Annotated in this window: 7 protein-coding genes; 1 reads left to right on the top strand and 6 read right to left on the bottom strand. The window is 60.8% G+C overall.

Going from position 1 to position 15,066, the window contains the following annotated elements:
• Nucleotides 1–60: 60 nt before the first annotated feature.
• The 6 genes from ispG to HGO38_RS27255 all read right to left on the bottom strand — a co-directional run bounded on the left by ispG (nt 61) and on the right by HGO38_RS27255 (nt 7,179).
• The gene (gene ispG, locus HGO38_RS27230; RefSeq protein ID WP_250958952.1) at nt 61–1,311 is read right to left on the bottom strand and encodes a flavodoxin-dependent (E)-4-hydroxy-3-methylbut-2-enyl-diphosphate synthase; all 1,251 of its coding nucleotides are present in this window, start codon (nt 1,309–1,311) and stop codon (nt 61–63) included.
• 142 nt (nt 1,312–1,453) lie between these two features.
• Complete coding sequence (locus HGO38_RS27235) at nt 1,454–2,611, bottom strand: MFS transporter (RefSeq protein WP_250958953.1); 1,158 nt, start codon at nt 2,609–2,611, stop codon at nt 1,454–1,456.
• A 144-nt stretch (nt 2,612–2,755) separates the two neighbouring features.
• Nucleotides 2,756–4,258 (bottom strand): capsular polysaccharide export protein, LipB/KpsS family, encoded by a 1,503-nt coding sequence (locus HGO38_RS27240; RefSeq protein WP_250958954.1) that lies wholly within the window; start codon nt 4,256–4,258, stop codon nt 2,756–2,758.
• Nucleotides 4,259–4,427: 169 nt separating this feature from the next.
• Complete coding sequence (locus tag HGO38_RS27245; RefSeq protein WP_250958955.1) at nt 4,428–5,756, bottom strand: KpsE/RkpR family capsule polysaccharide export protein; 1,329 nt, start codon at nt 5,754–5,756, stop codon at nt 4,428–4,430.
• The gene (locus HGO38_RS27250) at nt 5,756–6,415 is read right to left on the bottom strand and encodes an ABC transporter ATP-binding protein (RefSeq protein WP_250958956.1); all 660 of its coding nucleotides are present in this window, start codon (nt 6,413–6,415) and stop codon (nt 5,756–5,758) included. The genes HGO38_RS27245 and HGO38_RS27250 overlap by 1 nt, the downstream gene beginning before the upstream one ends.
• Entirely contained in the window at nt 6,412–7,179 is a 768-nt protein-coding gene (locus tag HGO38_RS27255) for an ABC transporter permease (protein WP_250958957.1), read from the bottom strand. Before HGO38_RS27255 ends, HGO38_RS27250 begins: the two co-directional genes overlap by 4 nt.
• A gap of 325 nt (nt 7,180–7,504) precedes the next feature.
• Here HGO38_RS27255 and HGO38_RS27260 point away from each other — a divergent pair, with 325 nt between their 5' ends.
• Nucleotides 7,505–15,055: a type I polyketide synthase gene (locus HGO38_RS27260; RefSeq protein WP_250958958.1), complete on the top strand. Its 7,551-nt coding sequence runs from the start codon at nt 7,505–7,507 to the stop codon at nt 15,053–15,055.
• The last annotated feature ends 11 nt before the right edge of the window (nt 15,056–15,066 follow it).

Raw genomic sequence — 15,066 nt, forward strand, 5'->3', positions numbered from 1 at the left:
ATGGCGTCCTGATACCGTCAACACAGCAATTGCGGCGGAATGAAGAAAATGGCCGGCGGCCTATTCGGCAGCCGTTTTATGGCCGTAGCGTTTTTCAATATAGCCGATGACCAGCGCTTCGAAATCGCCGGCGATATTGGGACCACGCAGCGTCAGCGCCTTTTCCCCATCGATGAATACGGGGGCGGCCGGATTCTCCCCCGTGCCGGGCAGCGAGATGCCGATATCGGCATGCTTGCTTTCGCCGGGACCGTTGACGATGCAGCCCATGACCGCAACATTGAGACCCTCGACGCCGGGATATTTCTCGCGCCACACCGGCATGTTCTTGCGCAGGTCGTCCTGGATGCGCTGCGCCAGTTCCTGGAACACCGTCGACGTGGTGCGCCCGCAGCCGGGACAGGCGGCAACGACCGGCACGAACTGCCGGAAACCCATGACCTGCAGGATCTCCTGCGCCACCTGCACCTCACGGGTGCGGTCGCCGTTCGGCTCAGGCGTGAGCGACACGCGGATGGTATCGCCGATGCCATGCTGCAGCACGTAACCCATGGCCGCCGACGAGGCGACGATGCCCTTGGTACCCATCCCCGCCTCGGTCAGCCCCAGATGCAAAGCGTGATCGGAGCGGGCTGCAATCATCGAATAGACGGCGATCAGGTCCTGCACCTGGCTCACCTTGGCCGACAGGATGATGCGGTTGCGCGCCAGGCCGATCTCTTCGGCCAGCTCCGCAGAGATCAGCGCCGACTGCACGATCGCCTCGCGCGTCACCTGCCGGGCCGACAGCGGAAAGCCCTCGGCCTGGTTGCGATCCATCAGGGTGGTCAGCAGTTCCTGATCGAGCGACCCCCAGTTGACACCGATGCGCACCGGCTTGTCGTAGCGGATCGCCATTTCGATGATGTCGGCGAACTGCTTGTCCTTCTTGTCCTTGAAGCCGACATTGCCCGGATTGATGCGGTATTTGGCCAGCGCCTCGGCACAGGCCGGATGATCCGCCAGCAGCCGATGACCGATATAATGGAAATCGCCGATCAACGGCACATCCATGCCGAGCCGCAGCAGGCGCTCGCGGATCTTCGGCACGGCGGCCGCACTTTCGTCGCGGTCGACGGTGATGCGCACGATCTCGGAACCGGCCTTGTAGAGGGCCGCCACCTGGGCCACTGTCGCATCCACATCGGCCGTATCGGTATTGGTCATCGACTGCACGACGACCGGTGCCCCACCGCCAACGATCACGCCGCCGACATCGACGGCCACCGATGCGCGGCGCGGTTTGGGATCAAAGTCTTCAGCTTGCGCCATGGTCATGCTCTCGAAGCGCGGAAATCTGACATTTCAGGTGGATCAAACATGCCCTCTTGTCAACAGCATGGCAAAGGGGACGCGTGTCGACAAGAGATTGACGGAGTCACATTTGCCGTATCGCCGATGGGATATTCCCGGGTCAATCCTGCTTGATCCGGTCCGCATAACGCGCCAGGCCGGACAACAGCAGCACGACGACATTGAGCAGCGAGACGCAGGTGAAGACCACCGACAGCGACACATGCTCGGCGATGAAGCCGATCAGCGACGGGGCGAACAGGATGCCGGAATAGCCCATGGTCGTCACCACCGACAAACCGATGCCCGGTGCCATGCCCGGCAGGTTGCCGGCCGCCGAAAAGGCGATCGGCACCATGTTGGAAATGCCGATGCCGGCCACCGCAAAGCCGATGATCGCCACGATGGCATTGGGTGCCAGACCGGCAATGACAAGGCCGGTCAGCGATAGAACCGTACAGGTGCGCAGCGTGGCGACCGCCCCGAAACGGTCGCGCACCAGATCGCCGGCAAACCGCATGACCGCCATGGTCATGGAGAAGGCGGCAAACCCGAAGCCGGACACGGCAACCGACGCACCAAGCTCATTGCGCAGATAGAGCGCCCCCCAATCCAGCACCGCTCCTTCGGGGATCATCGAAAACAGGGCGATCAGGCCGACCAGCCAGGGCAGCGGCGACAGGGGCAGCCGGGCACGCTTATGACCTTCGGCGGCATGCGGCCTGTCGGCCAGGATCAGCGGCCAGGCGATGGCAAACAGGCCGGCGGCGATGGCGGTCACCACCACGGCATGGGTGACCGGCCCGAACCGGGCGATCAACAGACCGCCGAGCGCCGCACCGAATAGGCCGCCGAGGCTCCAGAAGGCATGGCAGGACGACATGATCGATCGCCGCATCTGCCGCTCGACCTCGACGGCATTGACGTTCATCGCCACATCCATCGCCCCGGTCAGTCCGCCGAACAGAAAGATCGCCACACCCGCCGTCCAGACATTGCCGACCAGCGTGACGCCAAGCAATGTCGGCAGGAACAGGATGGTCGTCACTTCCACGACATGCCTGGACCCAAAGCGGGCGATCTGGCCTCCCGCCAGCGGCATCAGGATGAGCGACCCCAGGCCGAAGACCAGCAGCATGATCCCGAGACTGCTTTCCGACAGGGCCAGCCGCGCCGCGAATTCGGGAATCTTCGTCGCCCAGGACCCGATGACAAAACCATTCAACAGAAACAGCAGCGACACCGCGACCCGAGTACGGGGTAGTTTAATACTGAGCATGGATCAAAAGTCCTGTGGCGCGGGAAATACCAAGTCTCGATAACGGCTCGAAAATTATTTAAATCGATTGAAATCGCAACCGCAAAAGCTTCGGTGCGTCTCACATTTTATGTCGCCCCGACATGCTGTTTCGAAAGCGGACGATCAGTTTTTGTTGGAGTGCGCCAGCAGCGCCGACAGCCTGCCGGACAGGAAGGTGCGTATCCCGTCGTCATTGCGCACGTTAGCGGCAAAATCCGTCCGCAGCGAATACAGAAGCGCCTCGATCTCCTCCATCGATGCCGGTAGCCGATCGGGCTCGAAGAGCCTGGCAAAGTCTCCGCGAGCCCGCATCTGGAAGGTTCCTGCCTGATACTCGCTGGCACCGAACGTATAGACCGGCTTTCCATGCAGAAGCGCCTCGGCGCCGACGCTGGAATTCACCACGCAAACCGCGCAGGATTTCGAGATCAGGCCATGGATCGACTCCTGGCTGACCGAAAAAAGCCCCCGCCGTTCGCCCCGGCGGAGCACATGTGCGACCTCCCAGGACCGACACAGCGGATGACGCTTGACCACCACCGGGATGTTCCTCGCCCGGCAGGCCAGGCTGACCTCCTCGAGCATGTCGAACATATGCACATGCGCCAACCGCTGCACCGCGTCATCGACCACCTGCAGGGCCACGAAGACATGGGGAGGGGCCGTAGGGCGGGCGGGGTCCTGATCGGGCTGCTCGTATTTCGACTGATTTCCAGCGATCAGCGCCAGGCGTTCGCCCGCGACGAAGGATTGGATTGCGGCACGGTCGATCGGCTGGGCCGGCAAGGGACACTTCGAAAAGTCGGACCAGCCGGAATATCCCGCCGTATCGACGCTGAAATAGGACCGTCGGTCGGTTTCCTTGACATGCAGCCCCTGCTTCGACGTTCCGACACTGTGGTAGGCGATATACGGACCGCTGTCTCCTGACAGAGTTCCGTGCTTTGCCAGTCGCGCCGCCACCCTGTACGGCGTCTGACGGGTATCGAGATCTTCAAAAACCAAGCGGAAGACTGTGCGGATATCGCTGCGAAAGCCGGGATAGTCCCGGAGATTCGAGCGAAACGCCGCACCGGGAATATGCACCGTTAGGCAGCCGGGCGTGCCATCGACGGCCTCACCCCGGGCGCGCCGCCGCAGATCCTGGCGTGCCGCGTCGATGGCAGGGCGCCAGGGCGCGCATTCGGCTTTCAGGGCCCCGACCTCGCGACACAGTTCTTCCGCCCCACCGATGCCCGCTCTTTGCCCGTTCTCCGCAAGCTCCGCTGCCTTGTCCAGATCAAACACGGCCATATGGAACTGCACGAGTTCGCTCAGGAAGGCAGGGCGCCTGCCCATTCGGCGCTCAACATCTACGGCAGCCGCAAAGGCGCGCCGCAGCAAGCGGCGAAAGGATCGTTCGTCGCCTGAACTTTCGGCGATCATGGCAACATTCAGCGGAAAACTCGGCATGTACGGCGCAACCCGCATGACGAATGACGCGAGCACGACGCTCTCCCATGCGGCGCGATCCCGGACCGAGGGGCCGCAGCCCAACAGACGACTCATCGGCGAGAAGGCCAGCCACGCCTTCAATCCGTCGTGCCGTCGGATCCAAGCCTCGCCGGCATCAATCAGGGAACTCATGGTCAATGGTATTCTCAACAGGTCCAGGAAGGTCTTTGACGAACGGCATGGTACGCGGCTCGGAGCGACCATGGACCGCATTGCGCAACAGTTCCGGACGGCTACCCTCGCCTGCCTAAGGGCGGACGAAGGCCGAGCACGGATCCGGCTGCGTGCCGGACGCGACCGGCTAAGCCCGGTCGCGAATGTTGTAATAGCTCATCGTCAGCACGCCCCAGACGAATAGGCCTGCCAGCAGAACAAGGAACGAGTTCAGCCAACGAGCTGGGTACTGGGCCAGTTCCGACAGGGTCGGATTGACGAAAACAGCCAGATAACGCTGCTTGCCATTGGCATCCATTCTGGCCGATTCCATGCTGGCCAAAGCGGCCGTATAGGTCCGCTCGGCAAATTCTCGTTCGGTCTCGAGCTGTTCGTAGACCTGGAGGCGCCCCGCCACGTCCTGACCGGCCGGCTGGCCATTGGCCGCCTGGCCCGTCGCGCCGCCGCTGCCGAGCCGCTGACGTTCGAAGTCGATCTGCTTTTCGATGCTGCCGATCGTGGCCTTCAGGACCCGGATCCGCGGCGTGTCTTCGCCCATCTGGGCGCGCGCCGTCGAAAGATCAGCATTCAGAGAAGCCAACTTCTGCTCCAGTCCGCCGACCAACTGGGTCGCCAGCTTTGCTCCCTCGATGGGATCGACTTCCTGGGAAACGTCGCGGAATTCGCGCAAGGCGATCCGGGCATCAGCCAGACGCTTCTCCGCCAGCAGAATTTCCGATCGAGCGGTCTTGAGAACTTCCTCGCGGGCCTTCATCGACAGATCGTTAATCAGCGCTTCGCAGCGCGCCAGAACGAAATTGGTAATTTCTTGTGACTGCGCCGGATCGAACGACTTGATTTCCAGCTGCATGATGCCGGAACTCATGTCAAAATTCATGGATGCCATGCGACGCCAGTAAGCAAGCTTGTCCTCGATCGGCAGGTGTTTGCCGATGCCGTAGACGAAGTCTGCGCCGCGTCTCTTGAACAGGTCTTCAAGGTTGAAATGCTGGTCAAGCTCCGCGACCATGCGTTCGCTCATGACATAGTCCATGAGGATATAGGAATCAGACGCCGTGTTGGTACTGGAAGATTGCGCGAACATGCCCAGAATATCCGAGGCGGCTCCCACCGAATCGATACTTCTCACCGAAAACGATGCCGAGGAATGATACTGGTCCGCAGCCACGAACAACATGTAGCTCGTGCCCACAACTGCCGGAGCAACAACCAGACCCAGGAACGAAGCCGCAATCACCATATGGCGCAGTTTCAGGCGCGCCAGCAGCGTCTTCTTCTGCTTGGGAGACGCAACGCGTTGCTTGCCGGGGGCGTCTAGGAGACTCTCCAGAACCCGGACATTGGGATGGCTTCCCTGGCGGGTCGCTCTTTCCGGGCTCCGCTTCTCAACAGCAGCGGCAGCCTGCCTGACGGGACGCGCGGAACCTTTTCCGGAAATATCCTTTACGTTGTCCATCAGCTTTCCTTCATATTCTTATTGTGGGCGCGAATAGCGTCTTCGACATCATCGAAATAAGACAATTTGCCTTTTTCCAGGACGATGCCGCATGTGCAATATTCTCTGATCGTACTCGTGCTGTGCGAGACCATCACAACATCGGAGCTCTGCAACTTCGTCTCGAACACCTGCCGGCATTTTTTCTTGAAATTCACATCGCCGACAGCGGTCACTTCATCGACGAGATAATAGTCGAATTCTACTCCCATGCTGACGCCGAAGGCAAGGCGTGCCTTCATGCCCGAAGAGTAGCTTCCAACCGGCGCCCGAAAGAAGGCCCCGAGTTCTGCAAAATCCTCGACATAGGCGATGAGAGCCTCGCTGTCGACACCATAGATCCGGGCAACGAAGCGAACGCTCTGCTCGCCCGTCATGTTAGGCTGAAAACTACCAGCAAAGCCGAGCGGCCAGGATGTCTTGCCGCGCTTGACGATACGGCCACTGTCCAGTCGAATAGTTCCTGCCAGCAGACGAAGCATTGTCGATTTGCCAGCACCATTCCGGCCAAGCAAACCGACGCTTTTGCCGCGCTGAATCGTCAGAGACACGTGATCAAGAATAGGCTTTCGCACATTCTTCGCATAAACGATCTTGGTTGCATCTTCCAATCTGATCATTCGTTTCTCAATACTCTCGACGATCTCGTAAAGATCAGCATTCCCAAAAACAGTGCACAAAAGATGAAGGTATACATGTAATCGATGTTCAACGCATCGCCACGATATTCAGGATAGAAGCCGGTCCGAAATAAAATGACGACATGAACAATAGGGTTAAGCAATAATACCTCACGAAACGGATGAGGAATATGATCGGGCAGGAAGAAAACCCCTGACATAAGCATGAGCGGTTTCGTGACGATTCCGTATATTTTTTCGTAAAGCGCAGAGCGGGCAAACAGGACCGCGTTTCCCATGCCGATACCCAGTGCGAGAAGGCTTGCCGCCGTTGTCGCCTCCAGAATCGCCAGCCAGTTAAGGGCTGGTGCATTGTGCAACGTCAAAAGAATCGCACCGAGGATAATGAAGGCGACCACCGACATTGTCCCAAACTGAAGGAAGAAGCGCGCCGTGACGGTATCGATGGGTGCCACGTTCGGATAATTGAGCAAAGCTTTATTGCCCTTCACGGCGCTGCTGAGATAGTTCACGGTCGAACTGTAGAAATTGAAGGCGATATAGCCAGTGGCAAAAAACAGCGGAAAGCTGGTGCCAAGCGCCGGCGCGCGGGCTATGACCTGAAACAGCAATGTCAGCAGCGCAACATGCGCCGCAGGATCCAGCAGCGCCCAGATATAGCCGCCGGGCTTGCTGCCGAACCGCGTCGACATCTCGCGAATCAACAAAGCCGACACGATCCGCGTATGCGCCTGCAAATACATATATATCAACGCCCGGTGGTTGCCGCGGATCCAAAACGGCCTGCGCTTACTCTTAAATCGCAATCTGCGATATGAAAAATACTATATTCATATCATTATGGCGAACTTTAGTCAGCCCCGAGCGTTGCCTGTCGAAATCCGTCACCAAGTCGAAGCCTCTTGTTGGGATTGGCAACCATTGGTCTTTCCAACACAACTCGCAGTCAATAGGAATTGACGCCCAAACTTTGCTTCTCTAAGTGACTATCTATCGAAGTTATGGGGCGTCGGGTGAAATGCCGCGACGGCTCGTGCCCTAAAGCTCGGAAAAATTGCGTTTGGATAGATGAGTGTAGAAATCATTGGGCGGGCTTGTGTCGCGCCAGGGGCGAATTCGCCTGAAGAGCTTTTCGAGTTGTTGCGTGCCGGTACCTGCACGGTTTCCACTGTGCCTGGAGATCGGTGGGATCTTGCGCGTTTCTGGCATCCAGAAATGGGCGTCCCAGGCAAGTACTACACCTATTCCGCAGGCGTTCTGGACGATATCTATGGGTTTGACCCGGTGCTGTTCGGCATCTCGCGGCGCGAAGCCATGTTCATGGATCCGCAGCAACGGCTGCTGCTGGAACTGACATGGCGCGCCCTTGAGGACGCCAATATTCCGGTCAGCAGTCTGCATGGCGAAAACGTTGCCGTCTATGTCGGCGCCTCCAGCCTCGACCACGGCAATCTTTCCGTCGAAGACCCCGCAGCTCCCGGCCCGCATTTCATGACCGGCAACACGCTTTCGGTCGTCGCCAACCGCATTTCTCACGTCTTTGGGTTGAACGGCCCGAGCCTGACCGTCGATACGGCTTGCTCCTCATCGTTGGTGGCTCTTGATCACGCCGTGCGGGCGCTGAACGCCGGAGAAGTCGATACCGCCATTGTCGGCGGCGTCAACATCCTCGTCCATCCCCTGCCTTTCGTCGGCTTTGCCCAGGCCCGCATGCTGTCCATGGACGGCCTGTGCAAGGCCTATGACAATGACGGCATCGGCTATGTCCGCGCTGAAGGCGCCGCCATTCTGGTGCTGCGCCGCAGTGATCGTGCGGCTCTTGAAGGCGACCGCAGTCACGCGACGATCGTCGCCAGCGGAACCAATGCCGCCGGCCGCACCAACGGCATTTCGCTGCCGTCGCGCGAAGCGCAGGCAGCCCTGCTGACCGCTGTTTATGTCGACAACGAGATCGATCCGGATCAGGTCGCCTTTATCGAAGGCCACGGAACCGGCACCAAGGTCGGCGATCCCGCCGAAGTCTGGTCCCTTGGCACGGTCATCGGCTCGAGGCGCAAGGCACCGATCCCGATCGGCTCGATCAAGACGAATATCGGCCACGCCGAACCCGCATCCGGTCTTCTGGGTGTGATGAAGGCCATGATGGCGCTGGAGAACGACTATCTTCCGGCATCGCTGCATTTCCACACGCCCAATGATTCGATTGATTTCGAAGGCCTGAACGTCCGAGTGGCCAGTGAGGCGATCGAGCTTGAAAAAAGTGCCAAGCCCCGGCTGGCGGGTATCAATTCGTTCGGCTTTGGCGGTGCCAACGCCCATGTCGTCATCTCTGATCCGAAGAAAAAGCCGTCTGCGACCGGCGCGAAGAAGGCCGCTGCAGCCCCGCTGTTCATGGCAAGCGCCCATACCGCAGAAAGCCTTGCCCAGTTGCTGAAGGGCTATTCAGCGCGATTCTCGGCGGCAGCCGACAGCAACGAGGCCGCGGCCGTCATTTCGGCCGCAGGCAGCAGCAGATCCGCGTTGCGCCACCGGTTTGTCGCCAGAGGCAGCACGGAGGAGATTGTTGCCGCGGTTGACGCCCATCTGGCATCTCCCGGCTCGGGACGAGGCGAAGTCGGAGAATCCATGTCGCGCGACCCCAAGGTGGCGCTGGTTTTCTCCGGTAACGGCTCGCAGTGGGCCGGCATGGGGCTCGACGCCTTCGCGTCAAATGCTGAATTTCGCGCCTGTTTCTCGAAGATCGCCGCGCTTTTCAAGAACCATTCCGATATCGACCTGATCGAGGCCCTGTCCGATCCGGCGCTGGATGAAAAGCTGTCGGATACCATGCTTGCCCAGCCGCTGCTGTTTGCGGTGCAGGCAGCCTTGTCGGATGCGCTTGTTGCCATGGGGTTGAACGTCACGGCAACTTACGGTCATTCCGTCGGCGAAGTGGCCGCGGCCTATGCCGCCGGCGCTCTCAGCCTGGAAGATGCCGTATCGGTGATTGCCAAGCGCTCCCTGCACCAGGCGGTCCTGGCCGGCGAGGGCACGATGGCGGCCGTGAAACTCGGCGAGGATGCAGCGCTTGAGCTTATCCGCGCGCTGGAACTGGACGAACTCTTCGTTGCCGCGGTCAACGCGCCGAACTCGGTGACCATTTCGGGGTCCTACGACCAGATCAAGTTGCTCCGCGAAAAGGCGCGCAAGCGCAAGGTCGCGGTCCAGCTTCTCGATATCAACTATCCCTTCCATCACCCGCTCATCGACAAGGCAAAGGCGGCATTCTTCGGTGACGCTCCGAAAATCTCGCCGCGCAACTCGAAGATCGAGTTCATCTCGACCGTCACGGGTGCGACCCTGCAGGGCGAGGCGCTGACGCCGGAATACTGGTGGCAGAATGTTCGCCAGCCGGTGAAATTCCTGCAGGCCACCGAAGCGGCCATCGCTCTCGGCTGCAACGTATTCCTGGAAGTCTCGCCGCGGCCCATCCTTTCGGGCTATATCAGCGATATCGCCCAGCAGGTTTCTGCCGCCGTCAACGTCGTACCGACCCTCCAGCGCGAGGAAAACAAGGACGGCCAGGATCCGGTGTCGCAATCCATGGCGCGCGCTGTGGCTTTCGGCGCGGCTATCGATGAAAAACAGGTGTTCGGCAAGCGCGACGCCTTTGTGTCGCTGCCCGTGCTGCCGTTCGACAAGACCGATCTCCATCCCGAATCGACCAGCGACCGCGCCGATATCTTCGGCCGCACCCACCAGCAGGGCTACACGCTGGCCGGCTGGCGGGTGGACCCCAATGGCACGAACTGGAAGAACCATGTCGATGCCTATCTCTTCCCGGATCTGGCCGAGCATGTGGTGGACGATCGCGCCATCCTGCCCGGCAGCGGTTTCATCGAGATCGCTCTGTCGGCCGCACGCCTGCACTTCTCAAGCGATCATATCGAGATCTCGAACCTCGAAATCGTGCGCCCGCTGGAACTGAGCAAGAACCGTCTGTTCGAACTCTCGACGATCATCTCGACGGAGACCGGCGATCTGCAAATCCGCTCGCGCGAGCGGCTCAGCGAAGACGACTGGGCGGTGCATGCCGTGGCCCGTGTCCGCAAGCTGACGGCTTCGGAACACAGCGAACCCGTTGATTTTGCCCTTGAGCCTGTCACCGCCATCGTCGATGCCGCCAAGGCCTATCGCACCGCCGCCAATTTCGGCCTCGACTACGGTCCGCGCTTCCAGCTGATGGAAAAGGCGACATGCTACGGCGACCGCCTGGTCGCCGTCGAACTGCGCGAGCCGGCCGAAGCCGGGCATCCGCTGCTGCAGTACAATCTCAATCCGCTCTCTGTCGATGCCGTGTTCCATGGCCTCGTCGCTCTGTTCGACCGCTTCAGCGGCGAGCATGGCGGCGCGCCCTACATTCCGGTGCGCTTCGGGCGCATTCGCATCGCAGCCGTCGGCAAGACGGTCCGCAAGGCCATGGTCGAAATCGAGCGCATAAGCTCGGCCTCGATCAAGGCCAACTTCCATCTGCTCGACGACAATGGCGTGCGCATTGCGACGCTTGCCGATTGCCGTTTCAAGAGAACCTATCTGAAGCAGCACAAGTCGCTGGATGCCCTGTCCTTCCATTACGAGAAGGTCCCGTTGCAGTTGACCAAGCCCAATGCGGTCCTGGCGGCATCGGACATCCAACGCCAGTCGCCTTTCTTTGCGCCGGGTGACGACGGGCAGCTCGACAACGAAACCTTCCTGTTCAACGCGGCGGTCTTCCGCGCCCTGCATGACATCGCCGTCAAGCTCGGCAACGGCCGCGACACGCTCGACATCGACGCCTTGCCGCAGGACCCGGATTTCCGTCGTTTCCTGGTCAACGGGCTGCATCTGTTGGCCGACGCCGGCTTTGCCGCCTATGCCGACGGCGTATGGACATTCGAGAAGGATTGTCCCTTGCCGGCCGTTTCGGAAGTGCTGGGCGAACTCTATTCCGGCAGTCCCGATCGCACCGTCGAAATCGTTTTGATCAACGATGTCTATCGGGAAGTCCTCGACAGGCTCGACGACGCTGAACCCGCAGAAGATGAGGAACGCGAAGACGCGCGCGCGCCGTCCTTCATCAGCGAGGCGACGCTCGATCATTTCGCAATCCATTCCAACATCGCCAAGAACCGCATGCGGCTTCTGCAGGATGCGCTGCGCAATTGCCTGGTGCAGAACGAAGGCGCTGATCGATCGCTGCGGATCCTCGAGCTTGGCAGCAGCTCGTCCCACTTCAGCCGGGAGCTTGCCGACATTGCCGCGACCCATGCCGCAAGCCTGACGATCTACGAGCCGGACGCCGGTGCCCGCCGCAATCTCGAGATTGCCTTTGAAACCGACGCCAATGTCCAGATCATCGACCGCAAGCAGTTCGATACCCTGCAGTCGATCGACATCGTACTGAGCGCATCCGACGATCTGCACGACATTCTCGATGCGGACATTGCCAATCATTTTGCCACGGGCCGCCTTTCCTCGGTGGAATTGTTCCTGGCAACCCAGTCAGCACCCGGTGTCGCCAACGATTTCGCGTTCGGTCTCAGCAAGGGCTGGTTCGCTCGCAGCCTGAACACGGAATTCCCGATCGGCCGTTTGCTAAGCGCTGCGGAATGGCAGAAGCGGCTCGAAGGAATGGGCTTCAAGCTGGCCGAGGTCGCGGCGCGCGATCTTCCGGGCGGCAGCCTGATCCTGATGGAAGCGCTCGGCCGCCCCCCCTCTACCGCCGTCGAAATATCCGCTGCGGCCGAAGAGACGGTACCCGGCGGCTCATGCATCGTGCTGCACGATGCACGCCTGGGAACCGCGCAAGTGCTCTCGGCGGCCCTGTCGCTTGGACGCAATGATATTGTTCCGGTGCTGACAGCAGGCGATCTGGAGATCGACAAGCGGTCGATCCTCGATGCCATCGAGCAGAATGCCGGCAAGCTGCGCGGCGTGATCTGCCTGTCGCCGCCGGCCGCATCGACGAACGATGACACCTCGGCTGTTCTGCAGGACCGCGTTCTGGCGCTGAGCGCGCTGGCCGCTGCCTTTACCGAATATCAGGGCAGACCCGGCGCCGCCAAGACACCGGTTCGCCTGGTGGTCGTCGCTCCCGGTGGTGCGCCGGTCAGGGAACCAGGATCCACCCAAGCCACCAGCGCCGTCAATTCGGGTCTTTGGGCTTTTGCGCGTGTCTTGCGCAACGAATACGAGATCTTCGATGTTCGCTCGGTCGACGCGAATGCCGATGCCCCCGAACGCCTGCTCGATGTCGCCTTCAAGACGCTCGACCTGAATGGCCCCAATCGCGAATGGCTGCTGGACGAGACGAGCGGCACCCTGTCCGAACTTCGCATCGTTCCAGGCGCCAGCGTCCAGGCTGTACAAACGACCCGCCAGTTCGAAGCTGCGGTGATCCGCCAGCAGGTGCCGTCGCAGGTCACCAGCATCCGTTGGGAAAATTGCGCGACGCCGCAGATCGGTCCGTCGGACGTCCTGGTCAAGGTTGCCGCGACCGGCCTGAACTTCCGCGACGTGATGTGGGCCATGGGCATGCTGCCCGAAGAGGCCCTGGAGGACGGCTTTGCCGGCGCCTCGATCGGCATGGAATTCTCCGGCGAAGTGGTGTCTGTCGGCAACGGGATCACCGATCTTGTGCCGGGTGACAATGTCATGGCCATTGCCGCTGCAGCCTTTTCCACCCATGTCAGCGTCGATCGCGCCGGCGTTGCCAAATTGCCGGCCGGCATCGACCCGGTTTCGGCCGCCACCATTCCGGTGGTCTTCCTGACGGCCTATTACGCGATCAACGAGCTTGGCCGCATGCGCCCCAACGAGACCATTCTGATCCACGGTGCTGCCGGCGGCGTTGGACTGGCCGCTCTTCAGGTGGCAAAGCATGCCGGCGCCAAGGTCATTGCCACAGCCGGCACCCAGGAGAAGCGACGCTTCCTCGAAACGCTGGGCGCCGATCATGTGTTCGATTCCCGTTCGCTCGGCTTCGTGCAGGATGTTCTCGACGTCACCGGCGGTCAGGGCGTCGATCTGGTGCTGAATTCCCTGTTCGGCGAAGCGATGGAACAGAGCCTCTCGCTGGTCAAGCCGTTCGGCCGATTCCTCGAGCTTGGCAAGCGTGACTATTACGCCGACAGCAAGATCGGCCTGCGTCCGTTCCGCCGCAATGTCAGCTATTTCGGCATCGATGCGGATCAACTCCTGGTCCTGCATCCCGACCTGTCACGCCGCATGCTGACCGAAATCGGCGCGCTGTTCGAGCAGGGCATTTTCTCGCCACTGCCGTTCCGCTCCTTCGAGTTCGACGAGATCGGCGATGCCTTCCGTTTGATGCAGAATGCCGGCCATATCGGCAAGATCGTCGTTCTGCCGCCGGTGTCCGGTCGCGACCGGATCGCCACCCGGCCGGTCCGCAGCATGACGGTCGATCCGCACGGCATGCATCTCGTGGCCGGCGGCATCGGCGGCTTCGGGCTCGTGGCAGCGGAATGGCTCGTCGAAAAGGGCGCCAGACATATCGCCTTGTGCTCGCGTCGCGGCACGGCCGACGACGATACGACAGCGGCAATCGCCCGCTGGACGCAGATGGGCGTCAAGACCGAGCTGCACGCCTGCGACGTCACCAAGGAAAGCGATGTCGCCGCCATGCTGAAGGCCTTGCGTGCCAAGGCTCCGCTGAAGACGGTCATCCATGCCGCAATGGTGCTGGATGATGCCTTCATCGCCAACCTCAACAAGGACAGAAACCGTCCGGTCATCGACGTGAAAGCCAAGGGCGGGGCCATCCTCGACAAGCTGACCCGCGCCGATAGCCTCGACAATTTCATCCTCTTCTCCTCCGTGACGACGCTGGTCGGCAATCCGGGACAGGCGAACTACGTGGCGGCTAATGGTTACCTCGAAGGTTTGGCCCGGGCGCGGCGCGCCGAAAACCTGCCGGCCCTGGCCGTCGGTTTCGGCGCTATTGCCGATGCCGGCTATCTGGCGCGCAATGCCGAAGTCAACCAGCGGCTTGGCCGTCGGATCGGCAAGACGGCGCTCGACGCCCGCGATGCCCTGTCAGCGGTCGAGCAGTATATCGCCTCGGCGCCCGATACGGTCGACGCCGCGGTGGTGATGATCTCGGAATTCGACTGGGCGGCAGCGCATGCCCTGCCGGTGGTCAACGAGGCCCTGTTCGAGGTCGTCATGCGCCGGGCCTCCCAGCTTTCTGCCGGGATGGAGAGCGGCGAGATCGATCTGCCGTCGATGGTCGAGGGCAAATCGCAACTGGAAGCCCAGGATGCGCTGTTCAACGTCATCGCCAGCGAGATCGCCAATACCCTGCGGGTACCGAAGGAAAACATCACGCTCGACAGCGTCCTGAAGGAGATCGGCCTCGACAGTCTGATGGCAGTTGAACTTGGCCTGAACTTCGAACAGAATACCGGCTTTGATATGCCTCTGAGCAGCTTGGCCGATAACGCGACGGTTGGCGACGTGACCCGAAGGTTGTATGAGAAGGTCAGCGCGAGAAGCAGATCGACCGATGGCGACGAAGACGTCTCGGCCGATATACAGATTATCGACGACCTGAGCCGCCGTCACGCCGGTCAAGGACAATAAATGCCCGTTGC

The organism is Rhizobium sp. CG5 (assembly GCF_023701945.1).
In the GTDB taxonomy this organism is placed as follows: domain Bacteria; phylum Pseudomonadota; class Alphaproteobacteria; order Rhizobiales; family Rhizobiaceae; genus Allorhizobium.